Source organism: Cellulosimicrobium sp. SH8 (assembly GCF_025818875.1).
GTDB lineage: Bacteria > Actinomycetota > Actinomycetes > Actinomycetales > Cellulomonadaceae > Cellulosimicrobium > Cellulosimicrobium cellulans_D.
Genome location: NZ_JAMXMH010000001.1, coordinates 1 through 13,142 on the forward strand (window position 1 = coordinate 1; position 13,142 = coordinate 13,142).

13 protein-coding genes are annotated in these 13,142 nt (G+C 75.0%); 5 read left to right on the forward strand and 8 right to left on the reverse strand.

Going from position 1 to position 13,142, the window contains the following annotated elements; genetic code table 11:
- Nucleotides 1–196: 196 nt before the first annotated feature.
- The 4 genes from NF338_RS00005 to NF338_RS00020 form a co-directional block, all read right to left on the reverse strand.
- Nucleotides 197–850: a hypothetical protein gene (locus tag NF338_RS00005; protein ID WP_264028900.1), complete on the reverse strand. Its 654-nt coding sequence runs from the start codon at nt 848–850 to the stop codon at nt 197–199.
- A complete protein-coding gene (locus NF338_RS00010; protein WP_264028901.1) occupies nt 847–2,154 on the reverse strand; it encodes an amidohydrolase in 1,308 nt (435 codons plus the stop codon). The genes NF338_RS00005 and NF338_RS00010 overlap by 4 nt, the downstream gene beginning before the upstream one ends.
- Before the next feature lie 115 nt (nt 2,155–2,269).
- Entirely contained in the window at nt 2,270–3,706 is a 1,437-nt protein-coding gene (locus tag NF338_RS00015; protein WP_264028902.1) for an MFS transporter, read from the reverse strand.
- A gap of 155 nt (nt 3,707–3,861) precedes the next feature.
- Nucleotides 3,862–4,284, reverse strand: coding sequence for a VOC family protein (locus tag NF338_RS00020; protein WP_264028903.1), 423 nt, complete (start codon nt 4,282–4,284; stop codon nt 3,862–3,864).
- A gap of 117 nt (nt 4,285–4,401) precedes the next feature.
- Between NF338_RS00020 and NF338_RS00025 the strand changes: the two genes are divergently transcribed.
- The 3 genes from NF338_RS00025 to NF338_RS00035 are packed head-to-tail and all read left to right on the forward strand — an operon-like array spanning nt 4,402 to nt 6,970.
- Nucleotides 4,402–4,794, forward strand: a complete 393-nt coding sequence (locus tag NF338_RS00025; RefSeq protein ID WP_264028904.1) for a hypothetical protein — start codon at nt 4,402–4,404, stop codon at nt 4,792–4,794.
- 20 nt (nt 4,795–4,814) lie between these two features.
- On the forward strand, nt 4,815–5,684 hold the full coding sequence (locus tag NF338_RS00030) for an NAD-dependent epimerase/dehydratase family protein (RefSeq protein WP_264028905.1): 870 nt from the start codon (nt 4,815–4,817) through the stop codon (nt 5,682–5,684).
- Entirely contained in the window at nt 5,681–6,970 is a 1,290-nt protein-coding gene (locus NF338_RS00035; protein ID WP_264028906.1) for an enolase C-terminal domain-like protein, read from the forward strand. Before NF338_RS00030 ends, NF338_RS00035 begins: the two co-directional genes overlap by 4 nt.
- Nucleotides 6,971–6,977: 7 nt before the next feature.
- On the opposite strand, the gene NF338_RS00040 is transcribed toward NF338_RS00035, so the two are convergent.
- The 3 genes from NF338_RS00040 to NF338_RS00050 form a co-directional block, all read right to left on the reverse strand.
- Complete coding sequence (locus tag NF338_RS00040) at nt 6,978–8,849, reverse strand: lipase family protein (RefSeq protein ID WP_264028907.1); 1,872 nt, start codon at nt 8,847–8,849, stop codon at nt 6,978–6,980.
- 72 nt (nt 8,850–8,921) lie between these two features.
- A complete protein-coding gene (locus NF338_RS00045; RefSeq protein ID WP_264028908.1) occupies nt 8,922–9,332 on the reverse strand; it encodes a type II toxin-antitoxin system VapC family toxin in 411 nt (136 codons plus the stop codon).
- Entirely contained in the window at nt 9,329–9,598 is a 270-nt protein-coding gene (locus NF338_RS00050) for a type II toxin-antitoxin system VapB family antitoxin (protein WP_264028909.1), read from the reverse strand. Before NF338_RS00050 ends, NF338_RS00045 begins: the two co-directional genes overlap by 4 nt.
- A 285-nt stretch (nt 9,599–9,883) precedes the next feature.
- Here NF338_RS00050 and NF338_RS00055 point away from each other — a divergent pair, with 285 nt between their 5' ends.
- Together NF338_RS00055 and NF338_RS00060 are read left to right on the forward strand one after the other, a co-directional pair.
- A complete protein-coding gene (locus tag NF338_RS00055) occupies nt 9,884–11,974 on the forward strand; it encodes a glycosyl hydrolase family 28-related protein (RefSeq protein ID WP_264028910.1) in 2,091 nt (696 codons plus the stop codon).
- 98 nt (nt 11,975–12,072) lie between these two features.
- Nucleotides 12,073–12,660: an AAA family ATPase gene (locus tag NF338_RS00060; RefSeq protein WP_264028911.1), complete on the forward strand. Its 588-nt coding sequence runs from the start codon at nt 12,073–12,075 to the stop codon at nt 12,658–12,660.
- Nucleotides 12,661–12,702: 42 nt separating this feature from the next.
- On the opposite strand, the gene NF338_RS00065 is transcribed toward NF338_RS00060, so the two are convergent.
- On the reverse strand, nt 12,703–13,131 hold the full coding sequence (locus NF338_RS00065) for a (deoxy)nucleoside triphosphate pyrophosphohydrolase (RefSeq protein WP_264028912.1): 429 nt from the start codon (nt 13,129–13,131) through the stop codon (nt 12,703–12,705).
- Between the last annotated feature and the right edge of the window lie 11 nt (nt 13,132–13,142).

Here is a 13,142-nt window from a genome sequence, read left to right on the forward strand (position 1 = left end):
GACAACGTGAACCCCACGATCGTGCCGCGCACCTCTACCGCGCGCAGCCGTGCCCCGCGGGAGAAGTCCGCCTGACCCGCCACCCGCCGAGGTGGAGGCCCGGTCCGCCGAGGGAGAGACCTGGTCGCCCGAGGTAGCACCGTGGATCGGGTCTCGGGCCGGCGCGGTCGGGTCCCCGGTGGGGGCGACCAGCGTTCTACGTCGGCAGCACCGAGGGGTGGTAGGCCCGGCCGGCGAAGTGGCGCAGGGCGGCGTCGAGGTCGCGCGCGACGGGGACGTCGAGGTCGGCCGTGAACGGGACGGTCGACAGCAGGCGCTCGTGCGTGAACGGCTCGGGGAGCACGAGGCGAGCGAGGGGCGCGGGGTGGTCGGCGACGTCGCTGCCGGCGTACGGGCACCACAGCAGCGAGACGGTGACCGAGCTGGCCGGGCCCTTCGGCACGAGGTGGGTGCTCGCCGGCCGGACGGCGGTGACGTGGACCGCGACGGCCTCCAGGTCGGCCCAGTCGAGCCGCAGGGTTCCGGCGCCGAGCGCCAGGCCGTCGCGGCCGACGGTCATGGTCTGTCGCGGCGCCCGCACGAAGGCCCAGACGGTCGCGGCGCCCAGCCCGCCGAGGAACGCGACGACGAGCGTCAGGAGCACCACCGCGACCGGGACGGGCACCTGCACCGACTCCGGGTAGAGCACGACCTGGCGCAGGACGAGCACGGCCGCGGCGATCAGCGCGAGCCCGAGGACGAGGAAGAACGGCCGCCGCTCGGCGAGGCGCAGGACCAGCGGGTGGTCGCCGTCGGGCGTCCAGGTCCCCGGCTCGGGCGGACCGTCGGGACGGGCGGGCGGCGCGCTCACGGCCGGACGTCGCGGTCGTCGCCGGCGAGCCACTCGCGCGCCGCGGCGACGAGCAGGGCGACGCCCAGGTCGAGCGTCGGCTCGGGGACCGGGGCGAAGAACGGGGAGTGGTTCGGCGCGACGCCGTCGGGCAGGTTGCCCATCCCCGTCGCGGTCGCGAGGTCGAACGCGGCGAACAGCGCCGGGTCGAACCCGCCGAGGTTCCAGTAGACGAGCGGGACGTCCGCCGCGGTGGCGAGGTCGCCCACGTCCTCGGAGCCCGGCAGCGGGGGCAGTGCGACGACGACGGGTCGGCCACCGGCGTCCTCGATGCGCCCTCGCTGCTCGTCGAGGGTGCGCGCGAGGACGACGCGGGTCCGCTCGGCGGCGACGGGGTCGTTCACCATGAGGTCGAACGTCGAGACCTCCTCGTACTCGGGCGCCGCGGGCGCACCGGAGGCTGCCGCCTCGGCGTCGACGATGCGGTGGATCGCGGCGAGCACGCGGCGGCGGACGTCGGGCGTGAACGACCGCACGTTGACCAGCAGCTCGGCCGAGCCGGGGATGATGTTCGCCTGGGTGCCGGCGCGCAGGGCACCGACGGTGACGACGGCGGACTCCCCCGCCCCGACCTCGCGCGACACGACGCCCTGCAGCCGCATGACGGTCGCGGCCGCCATGACGACGGGGTCGACCGTCGACTCCGGGCTGGACCCGTGCCCGCCCTTGCCGTGCAGGGTGACGCGGAACGAGTCGGTGGCGGCCATCGCGGGCCCGGCCGTGAGGTTGACGACGCCGACCGGGAGCGGCATGACGTGCTGGCCCAGGACGACGTCGGGCCGCCCGCCCGTACGGTCGAACAGGCCGTCGGCGACCATCGCGCGGGCTCCCCCGCCCACCTCCTCGGCGGGCTGGAACACGACGACGAGGGTGCCGGTCCAGGTGTCGCGGCGGGCGGCGAGCTCGGCGGCGGCCCCGAGCAGGCACGTGACGTGCACGTCGTGCCCGCACGCGTGCATCGTCCCGGACTCGTGCCCGTCGGGCGTGGTCGCGGTGTCCGTGGACGCGTACGGCAGCCCGGTGCGCTCGGTGACGGGGAGCCCGTCCATGTCCGCGCGGAGCAGGACGCGCGGACCGGCGCCGTTCGCGAGGACGCCCGCGACGCCCGTCCCGCCCAGGCCCTCGTGAACCTCGTAGCCCCACCCGCGCAGCCGCTCCGCGACGATGCCGGCGGTGCGGTGCTCGGCGAACGCGAGCTCGGGGTGCCGGTGGAGGTCGGTGTAGACGTCGGTGAGCTCGGCGGTGGTGAGCGGCGTCGCGGTCATGCACGCATGATCGCGCGCCGGGCCGCGGGAGGCGAACCCGGGCGCCCTCGTCGCCGCACACATCGCGGGCGGTCACGAGCCTGGCTCGCGTCCGCCCGCGCCGTGCCGTGCGCGGTCACGCGCCGACGGGCTCGCTCTCCCGCGCCGGTTCGCCGGCCCCGCCCCCGGCAGCGGGCGGCGTGCGGAGCAGCACCGCGCTGAGGAGCGCCGCGACGAGCGCGATGACCCCAGCTCCGAGGAAGACTGCCGAGTACCCGTCGGTGAGCGCGACGAGGTCGTCGCTCGCGGTCGCCCCGAACGCCGCTCCGACGGCCGTCATCGCGGCGAGCCCGAGCGCGGAGCCCACCTGGTAGCTCGTGTTGACGATCCCGGACGCGAGGCCGCCGTCCTGCGGCGGGGCGCTGGAGATCGCGGTGCCGAGCGACGGGATGAAGGCGAGCGACATGCCGAGCGCCGCGACGAGCGTCGCGGGCAGCACGTCGACGGCGTACGCGCCGTCGGGCCGGACGAACGAGAGCCACCCGAGACCGACCGCGAGGACGAGCAGGCCGGAGACGACGAGCGCCTTGCTGCCCCAGCGGGCGATGAGGCGCGGGGCGAGCGCGACCATCCCGACCATGACGAGCGCGGTCATCGGCACGAGCGCGGCGCCCGACGCGAACGCCCCGAGCCCGAGGACCTGCTGGAGGTACAGGTTGAGGTAGAACCACATCGCGACCCAGGCGGCGCCGAGCAGCGCCTGGGCGAGGTTCGCCGCGCCGAGGTTGGGCGTCCGGAAGATTCGCAGCGGCACGAGCGGCTGGCTGCGCCGCGCCTGGCTGACGACGAACCCGGCGAGCAGCAGGAGCGCCGCGCCGAGCACGAGCCAGGTCTGCGCCGCTCCCCACCCGACCTCGGGGGCTCGCACGACCGCGAAGACGAGGGCGCCGAGGCCCACCGTGACGGTGAGAGCGCCGACGACGTCGACGGACCCGCGCGTCCGCGACCCGGCAGGGAGCAGGACCCGCGTGACGGCGAGCACGAGGACCGCGATCGGCACGTTGATCCAGAACACCCCGGGCCAGCTCGCGTACTCGGTGATGAGTCCGCCGAGGAAGACGCCGGCGGTGCCGCCCGCGGGTGCCGCGGCACCGTAGACCGCGAGCGCCCGGGTGAGCTCGCGCGGGCTGGATCCGAAGATCGACATGAGCAGGGTGAGCGCTGCGGGGGCGACCAGTGCCGCGCCCGCGCCCTGGACGATGCGGCCGACGAGCTCGACGGCGACGCTGTCGGCCGCCCCGGCGACGACCGACCCGACGAGGAGCACCGCCCAGCCGATCGTGAAGACGCGGCGTGCGCCGAAGAGGTCGGCGAGCCGGCCGCCGAGAAGCAGGAGGCCGGCGAACGCGACGACGTAGGCGTTGAAGACCCACGACAGGTTGCCCGGCGAGAAGCCGAGGTCCTCCTGGATGCGTGGGAGGGCCACCCCGATGATCGAGGTGTCCATGATGACCATGAACTGTGCGGTGGCGATGAGCCCGAGGGCCCACCCCCGCCTCGATGCGTCCGACATCGAGCGTCCTCCTCCGGGCCCCGTCGGCCCCGCCTCGCCGCCGCGGACGGCGGCTCGTGTGACGACGGGGTCCCGTCGCCAGATACCCCATGGGGGTATCTGGCGGTGAAAGTACTATACGGGTGGGGGGTATGCAAGGGTCGCGTTCCGGGGGGTCAGCCCACGAACACGCAGAACGGGTGCCCGGCCGGGTCGGCGTAGACGCGCAGCGGCTCGTCCGGGTCGTCCGACCGGTCGTGGAGCAGCCGCGCCCCGAGCGCGAGGGCACGCTCGTGCTGCCGGTCGAGCTCCGCGACGTCCGGCACGGTGCAGTCGAGGTGGAGCTGCTGCGGCACGCCGTCGTCCGGCCACGTCGACGGCGGGAGCGCGCCGACCTGCTGGAACGCGAGCTGGACCCCGCTCGGCGCGGCGCGCAGCACGAGCCAGTCCGCACCCGCCGGGTCGGGCTCGCCCGCCGGTGGCGGCGCGTCGCCCGCGCGGTACTCGAGCCCGAACAGCGCGCGGTAGAACTCCGCGAGCGCGCGGGCGTCGGTCGTGTCGAGCACGACCTGGGCGATCCGGGGGAACACGTCGGCCACGGCGACCACCTCCGCTCGCCACCGTCGCGCGGCACGGGGGCGCTCGCAAGCAGGTCGACGCCGGGCGCGGGAGGATGGGCCGGTGCGAAGGCCGACGACCATCCCGCAGGAGGCGACGTGACCGACCAGGACGCGCGGCTCGCGCGGCACGTCGCCGAGGCGGCGGACGCCTGGCTCCGCGACCCGCTCGACGCCGGGGTCTACCGGCGCCTCGTCGACGCGACGCTCGCGTGGCGCGCCGGGGGCGGCCGCGTGACGCCGAGCACGACGGCGGCGCCCGCCCCGTTCCCCACCGACGCCCCGCGAGCCGTGACCGACGCCGCGGCGTCGACCGGCGAGGCCGACGACCCGGACGACGACGCCCGCTACCTCCGCCCCGAGCGCGCGCCGCGCGCGGTGGGCAGCACGCTCGCTGACGTCGCGAGCATGCTGCGCGCGCGAGCGATCGCGGCCACCCCGGAGAGCAAGACCCCGACAGAAGAGCCGCAAGAACGCGACGAGCAGGTCTGACCGGGACGTAGGGTGAGGTCATGACGCGCGTCCTCGTCACCGGTGCCGACGGCGGCATCGGCCGCGCGACGGTGCGCCATCTCCTGGACCGCGGGTACGAGGTCACGGCGCTGTCCACCGCGTTCGAGCACCCGTGCCCCGCCGACCGGCTCGTCGTCGGCGACGCCCGTTCCGCGGAGGGCGTGGGCCGCGGGCTCGAGGACGCGGACGCCGTCGTGCACCTCGCGGCGATCCCGCACCCGAACCTGGGCACCCCGCTCGAGGTGTACGCGACCAACACGACCGCGACCTGGGCCGTGCTCTCGCTCGCGGGTGAGCGGGGCGTGCGGCGCGCGGTGGTCGCGAGCAGCATCAACGCGTTCGGGGTCCCGATGAACCCGCACGACGTGCACCCCGCGTACTACCCCCTCGACGAGGACGTGCCCGCCGACGTCGCCGACGCGTACTCGCTCTCGAAGCAGGCGGACGAGGCCGCGGCCCGGGCCGCGTGGCGGCGGTGGGGCATCGACGTCGTCGCGCTGCGCTTCCCGCACGTGCGCGACGCGGCCGGCCTCCGGGAGACCGCCGACGCGGTCGCCCGCGATCCGCGCGTCATGGCGCGCGAGGGCTGGGCCTACCTGGACCTGCGCGACGCAGCCGGGGCGATCGAGGCCGGGCTGACGGCCGACCTCACGGGCGCGCACGTCGTCGGGCTCGCCGCGGACGACACGCTCCTGGACACCCCGACCCCCGAGCTCCTCGCCCGGTACGCGCCCGGCGTTCCCCTCACCTGCGCGATCGGACCGCACGACGGCCTCGTCGACACGCGCCGCGCGCGCGACCTGCTCGGCTTCCGCCCTCGACACTCCCTCCACCGCCCCGACGCCCGACCCACCCCGGAGACCCCGTGACCGACGCCCCGCTCAGCACCGTCCACCCCGTCGACCCGGCGTTCGCGAACCCCTGGCCCGCGCGCGACGGCACGCGCATCACCGGCGTGCGCGCGATCGTCACCGCGCCGGACGGCATCCCGCTCGTCGTGGTGCGCGTCGACACGAACGTGCCCGGCCTCTACGGGCTCGGGTGCGCGACGTACACGCAGCGGTGGCACGCCGTGGCCGCGTACGTCGAGCAGCACCTGGAGCGGATCGTCGTCGGTCGCTATCCCGGTGACATCGGCGACCTCGTGCGCCTCGCGCGGCTCGCGCCGTACTGGCGCGAGGGCCCGGTGGGGAACAACGCGATCTCCGGCCTCGACATGGCGCTGTGGGACATCGCCGGCAAGCGCGCGGGCATGCCGGTGCACGAGCTGCTCGGCGGCAAGGTGCGCGACGCCGCCGACACCTACCTCCATGCGAGCGGCCGCACCGTCGAGGAGACGATCGACGACGCGCGCCGGATCGTCGACGCCGGGTGGCGGCACGTGCGCATCCAGACCGGCCAGCCGGGCATCGGCCACTACGGCACGGCCCAGGACCCCGAGCCCGGGTACCCCGCCGCGCCCAACCCCCACGGGTGGAGCGTCGAGGAGTACCTGCGCCGCACGCCGCGGCTCTTCGCCGCCGCGCGCGAGGCGCTCGGCGAGCAGGTCGAGCTGCTGCACGACGTCCACTCGCGCCTCACGCCCAAGCAGGCCGTCATGCTCGCCCGGGCGCTGGAGCCCTACCGCCCGTTCTTCCTCGAGGACGTCCTCGCGCCGGAGCACTGGGACCGACTGCCCGAGGTGCGCGCCGCCTCGCCCGTACCCATCGCGGTCGGCGAGCTCGCGACGTCGTTCCCCGACGCCGCGCGCCTCGTGCTGGGCGGCGGCGTCGACCTCATCCGCTGCCACATCAGCGCGATCGGCGGGCTCAGCGCGGGCCGGGCGCTCGCGACGGCCGCCGAGATGGTCGGGGTGCGCACGGCCTGGCACGCGCCGGGCGACACGTCGCCGGTCGGCGCGGCGGCGAACGTCGCGCTCGACGTCACGTCCACCGCGTTCGGCATCCAGGAGGGCCACGTGTACTCCGACGCCGTGCACGAGGTCTTCCCCGGGACGCTGCGGATCGTCGACGGGTGGCTGCGCCCGCACGACGCGCCGGGCTTCGGCGTCGACCTCGACGAGCGCGCCGCGGCGCGCTACCCGGCGGACCTCGCGGGCCACGACGCGTGGGCCGCGGGGGTCCGCGCGCCCGACGGCGGCCTGGTCGCCCCCTGAGGGCGAGTCACCCCGCGGCGCACGTCGGGGTCGGGGGCTCGCCCGCGAGGCGCGCCTCGGTCCACCGCACGAGGTCCGGGGCGAGCGGGGAGTCGGCCTGCACGAGCCCGACGTGGTCCCGCCCCTGGTACGTGCGATAGTCGACCGGCTGCCCGGCGGCGCACCGCGCGCCGACGTACGCCTCCTGCGCCGTGGGGAGGATCAGCGTGTCGGACGCCCCCTGGGCGACGAGCAGCGGCGCGGCGACCGGACCGGTCGGCACGTTCTCGGCCAGGCGCTCGCCCAGCGGGCCGGCCGTCGGGTCGGTCGTCCACAGCGGCTGGTCCATCGACAGCGCCTCGGCGACGGAGACGAGCGCGCCCGGCTCCGACAGGCAGCGCGACGCCATCTCCCGCACGATGAACCGCGCTCCCGGGCGCACGTACCCGGCCGCGCCGCTGTCCGGGTAGATCGCGTCGTACGCCTCCACGACGAACGACGCGAAGACGCTGCCGCCCGCGACGTTCTCCAGGTGGGAGACCAGGCCGGTGAGGTCGCTCGCGGGTGCGAGCGCGGCGACGCCCGCGAGGGGGACGTCGGGCGCGTACTCGGGGGCGACGGCCCCGGTCCACAGCGCGGCGTGGCCACCCTGCGAGTGACCCCAGACGACGGTCTGCTCGCCGAGCGCCGCGCCGTCCAGCTCGCGTGCGGCGCGGACGGCGTCGAGGACGGACCGCGCCTCGCCCTGGCCGACGAGGTAGGGGTGCGGGCCGTCGGTCCCCAGGCCCACGTAGTCCGTGGCGACGAGCGCCCAGCCGTGCGCGAGGACGTCGTCGAGCAGGAAGAAAGCGCCGGACTCGAACGGCTCGGCGAGGACCGACGGCGCGCAGCCGCGCGCGTAGCCCGTCGTGCCGTGGGCCCACGCGATCACGGGCGGTGCATCGGCGTCAGCGTCGACGGCGTCCGGCACGACGACGATCCCGCTCGCCACGGCGGGCTCGCCCTCGTCGCGGGTCGTCGTGTAGAGGATGCGCCACGCCGTCGCGCCGTCGGGGATCTCGCGGGTGAACGGTTCGGCGCGCAGGAGCCGGCCGGGCTCGCCCGGGGCCGACGCGGGCGGGTCGTAGAACGCGTCGACCTGCGGCGCCGCGCGGTGCAGCCCGACGCTGACGGTCGCGAGCCCCCCTGCCGCGACGACGGCGAGGACCGCGCCGACGAGCGCGACCCGGCCGTGGCGGCGAGGCCCGGGCGGGCCGGGCGCCGCGGGCGCGCCTCCCGCACCGTCGGGCACGGCGGTGTACGAGGCGCCGGGTGGTCCCGCCTGCGCACGGGCGCGGCGGATCCCGGCGACGGCGAGGCGGACGCCGAGGACGACGACGCGGACGCCGAAGACCACCGCGACGACGAGCACCGTGACGTCCGGCCACACGAGGGCCAGCACGCCCAGCACCACCGAGGCCGCACCGAGCGCCAGGCGCGTCCAGCGGTCGACCCCTGCCGACCGGATCCCCTCGACCCCGTCCAGGACTCCCGCGACGACGAGCCCGACGCCGACGAGGACCGCGACGACCACGATCGACGGTGCCGGCCACACGACGACCGCCACCGCGAGCGCGAGGAACACCAGGCCGCGCGCGACGTGCGGCCAGCGTGGGCCCTGCGGTGCGCCGGGGTCCTCGCCCCGGTCGGGCGACCGGCCTCCGACGAGCTCCGTGATGCCGACCACGACGGCGCCGACGACGACCGCGACCACCAGCAGCGCGAGCGACGCGAACGGGCGCAGGAGGAGGACCGCGCCGACGACGGTGCACACGACGCCGAGCGTGACGGAGACCCACGGCGGGACCCTCTCCCCCGCGGCGGCGGCGGACGCACGCATCCTGGCTCCGAGGCGGCTCACGCCGCGAACGTACCGGGCGTGGTGGCGGTCCGCGCGCCGGCCCGTCGTGGACGCCCGACGTGCGGAGGCGGCTCAGGCCGGCGGTGCGGCCTCGTGCGCGGGGCGCAGGTCGGTGCGCGAGAAGTCGTCGCCCACGAAGAGGAGCCGGTCACGAGTCGCCGCGGCCAGCGCGTACGCGAAGCAGTCCCCGAGGTTCAGCCGCGCGGGGTGCCCGCTCCCCCGGCCGAACTCGCGGTACGCCTCGCGGGCGATCTCGGCGTGCTCGGCCGTGAAGGGCTCGACCTCGATCCCGTACAGCTCGAGGAGCGCGTCGAGCCGGCGGCGTTGCGCCGGGGACGACCGGTTGTCCAGGACGGCGTAGAGCTCGACGAGAGTGGGTGCGGCCATGCGCGGGCGGCTGGCTGCGAGCAGGATCTCGGAGAGCGTGTCGGCACCCGGCTCGCCCAGGACGACCGTGACGATCGCCGAGGTGTCGACGATCACCGAGGGAGACCGCTCTCGTCGTAGAGCGACGCCTCGGCGGCGCGCACGCCCTCGACGTCGAGGTCGACGCGGATCTCGTCGAGGAGCCGGGCGATCTCGGCGCGTCGGGCGGCGACGGCCTCGTCGCCCCTCGACCGGGACTCGAGCACCTCGTCGAGACGACGCTGGACCGCGTCCTCGATCGCGCTCGTCTGCGACTGGCCCGTGGTCTCCGCGAGCCGGCGCACCAGCGCGTGCGTGCGCTCGTTCTTGATGTTCAGGCTCATGGGCACCTTTCTACCCGTGTCGGACCGATCGTCTACCCAGGGTAGACGGGTCTGTCACGAACGTCCACGGCTCCCGCCAACCCGCCCGGTCGGCGGAGGACGCTGCGCAAGAAATCAACGGTAGATCGCAATATCGCTACAGAGTCTTGTGCTCACCCCGACGGCGCTCTAGTGTTCGGCACGAACGACCCTGCGCGGAGGTGCGACCGCGCAGCGGGCCGGAGGGTCAGCACGCCCTCCGGTGAGCACGGAGGCGGACGCCTCCCGAGAGAAGACGGGTCAACGATGATTCGCAGCACGAACCACCCCGCGGCACGGCGACGCGCCCGGGTCGCGGCCGCCACCGCCGTCGCCCTCACGCTCGTGGCGGGCACCGCGTCGTCGGCCCTCGCCCACGGCAAGCCCCAGCCCCCGGCCCCCGCGGTCGTGACGCGCGCCGCCGTCGACCCGGCGCTCGTCGAGGGTCGTGGGGCCGCCGTCCCGTTCCTCGAGCAGGAGGCCGAGAACGCCGTGACGACCGGGACCGTCATCGGCCCCGGTCGTGACGCGTACACGATCGAGGCCGAGGCGTCGGGGCGCTCGGCGGTCCGCCTCACGGCGGGCCAGAACGTGGAGTTCACGCTCCCCGCCGACGCCAACGCGATCACGGTCCGGTACTCGATCCCCGACGCCCCCACCGGGGGCGGGATCACCTCGCCGCTCGACGTGTCGGTCCTGCGCCAGGGCAAGAAGGTCGGGCTCGACCGGCGCATGACGCTCACGTCCGCCTACTCCTACCTGTACAACCAGTACCCGTTCACGAACGACCCGACGGCGGGCCTCCTCCAGCCCGGCTGGTGGGTCGCCGAGTGCGCGTGCGTCCCCGCGGAGACGACACCGACCCCGACGTTCGACACGCCCTTCCGGCCCATGAAGTTCTACGACGAGCAGCGCCTGCTGCTGGGCCAGACGTACAAGAAGGGCGACGTCGTCCGCCTCACCGTGCCCACGCGCGGCGCCGCGGAGTGGACCGTGGTCGACCTGCTCGACTCGGAGAAGGTCGCGCCCCCGAAGGTGCGCCTGCTCGCGGCGAACGCGCTGCTCTTCGGGGCGGACCCCACGGGCAGGCGCGACTCCGCCGACGCACTCGACAAGGCGATCGCGTTCGCCAAGAAGCACCGGCTCGAGGTCTACGTCCCGCCGGGCGTCTACCAGGTGAACCGGCACATCGTCGTCGACGGCGTGACGATCCAGGGCGCCGGGAGCTGGTACACGATCTTCACGGGCAAGGAGGTCGCGCTCGACGCGCCCGCGCCCGACGGGTCCGTGCACACCGGCGTCGGCTTCTACGGGAAGTACGCGGACGAGGGCGGCAGCACGAACGTGCACCTGCGCGACTTCGCGATCGTCGGGGACGTGCGCGAGCGCGTCGACACCGACCAGGTCAACGGCATCGGCGGCGCGCTCAGCGACTCGTCGATCTCCGGCCTGTACCTCCAGCACACCAAGGTCGGCCTGTGGTTCGACGGGCCGATGGACGACCTGCGCGTGGAGAACACCGTGATCGTCGACCAGATCGCCGACGCGCTGAACTTCCACGGGGGCGTGACGAACTCGGTCGTGCGGAACGTCTTCGTCCGGAACACCGGCGACGACGGCCTCGCGATGTGGTCGGAGAAGGTCGCCAACGCGGGCAACGTCTTCGAGAACAACACGATCCAGTCGAACACCCTGGCCAACGGCATCGCGATCTACGGCGGCACGGACAACACGGTGCGCGCGAACCTCGTCGCGGACCCCGTGCGCGAGGGCAGCGGGCTCCACGTCGGGTCGCGGTTCGGCGCCGAGCCGTTCGCGGGTCGCCTCGACCTCACCGACAACACCGCCGTGCGCGCGGGCACGCTCGAGCTCAACTGGAACATCGGGCTCGGCGCGATCTGGTTCTACGCGCTCGACCGCGACATCGACGCGGACGTCCGGGTCACCGGCGACCACTACCTCGACAGCACCTACAACGCGATCATGCTGGTCTCCGACTGGGGGGTGAAGGACCAGGTCGCGATCGAGGGCGTCGCGTTCAAGGACGTCCGGGTCGACGGCACCGGCACCTCCGTGGTGAGCGCGCGCGTGCGCGGCGGCGCGTCGTTCGAGAACGTGGACGCGCGGAACGTCGGCTGGGCGGGCGTCAACAACTGCGGCGCGTTCAACTTCCCCGACGGGGGCACCGAGTTCACGCTCACCGACCTCGGCGGCAACGACGGCACGTCGCTCAGCCCGTGGGAACCGGGCACCGTGAACTGGCTCGGCCGGTTCGTGCCCAACGCGCCGAGCTGCAACGACCGCCCGCCGGTCGTCGCTCCCCCGGCGCCCTCCCCCTGGGTCCAGCCGATCGGCTGACCCCACCCCCGCTGGGTGCATGAGACAGTCGCGGTCGGATCGACTCGGCCGCGACTGTCTCATGCACTCACGGGCGGGGCGGCGGGTAAGGTCCTTCGGTGCTTCTCCTCGGACCGGACGACGACGTCGTCGCGCGCCTCGGGCGCGTGCCGCGGCGGATCGCCGTGGCTGGGGTGTCGGGCGCCGGGAAGACGACGCTCGCTCGCCGGCTCGGCGCGCGGCTGGGAGTCCCGCACACCGAGCTCGACGCGCTGCACCACGGGCCCGCGTGGACGCCCCGGCCCGCGTTCCTCGACGACGTCCGCGCGCTGGTCGCGCAGGACGCGTTCGTCACCGAGTGGCAGTACACGACCGCGCGACCGCTCGTCCTCGCTCGGGCGGAGGTCGTCGTCTGGCTCGACCTGCCGACGCGCGTGACGATGCGGCAGGTGGTCGTACGGACGCTGCGCCGGTCCGTCCGGCGCGAGGTGCTGTGGAACGGGAACGTCGAGCCACCCCTGTGGCGCACCTGGTACCGGGCACCCGAGGAGAACATCGTCCGGTGGGCCTGGACGACGCGCCACAAGTACCGCGACCTGCCGGCAGAGGTCGCGCGGGACGCTCCGGACGTGCTCGTCGTCCGGCTGCGTTCGCGGCGCGAGGTCGAGCGCTGGCTCGCCGCGATCCCGGTCGTCGACGGCGCCTGACACACCTCGCGACGCCGGCACGGGGTACCGGTCTGACCGCTGTCAGACCGCCTCGGCCGCCACCTGGCGCGCGATCGCCTCGACGATGCGGACGTCGGCGTCGAGCCACGGCACGGTCAGCCAGCTCCCGGCGTCGAGCCAGGTCAGCTCGTCGTGCTCCACGAGCGGCTGCGGCTCCCCGGCGGTGATCCGGGCGAACCACAGGCGCATGACGTGGCGGTCGGTGATGATCCACGTCCCGTGGTCGGGCCCCACGAGCTCGTCACCGAGCTCGACGGCGACGCCCAGCTCCTCGCGCAGCTCGCGGTGCAGCGCCTGCGTCGGGGTCTCCCCGGGGTCGACCTTGCCCCCGGGGAACTCCCACCGACCTGCGAGGTGCGACGGACGGGACCGGCGCGCGCTGAGCAGGAGCCGCGGAGCGACGAGATCGTCGACGATCGCCGCGGCCACCACCAGTCTGCGCAGAGTCATACGCGGAGTGT

Excerpts from the sequence above, each read along its gene's own strand:
- NF338_RS00010 (WP_264028901.1), bottom strand. The coding sequence starts at position 2,154 with ATGACCGCGACGCCGCTCACCACCGCCGAGCTCACCGACGTCTACACC.
- NF338_RS00015 (WP_264028902.1), bottom strand. The coding sequence starts at position 3,706 with ATGTCGGACGCATCGAGGCGGGGGTGGGCCCTCGGGCTCATCGCCACC.
- NF338_RS00050 (WP_264028909.1), bottom strand. The coding sequence starts at position 9,598 with ATGAGCCTGAACATCAAGAACGAGCGCACGCACGCGCTGGTGCGCCGG.
- NF338_RS00065 (WP_264028912.1), bottom strand. The coding sequence starts at position 13,131 with ATGACTCTGCGCAGACTGGTGGTGGCCGCGGCGATCGTCGACGATCTC.
- NF338_RS00030 (WP_264028905.1), top strand. The coding sequence starts at position 4,815 with ATGACGCGCGTCCTCGTCACCGGTGCCGACGGCGGCATCGGCCGCGCG.
- NF338_RS00055 (WP_264028910.1), top strand. The coding sequence starts at position 9,884 with ATGATTCGCAGCACGAACCACCCCGCGGCACGGCGACGCGCCCGGGTC.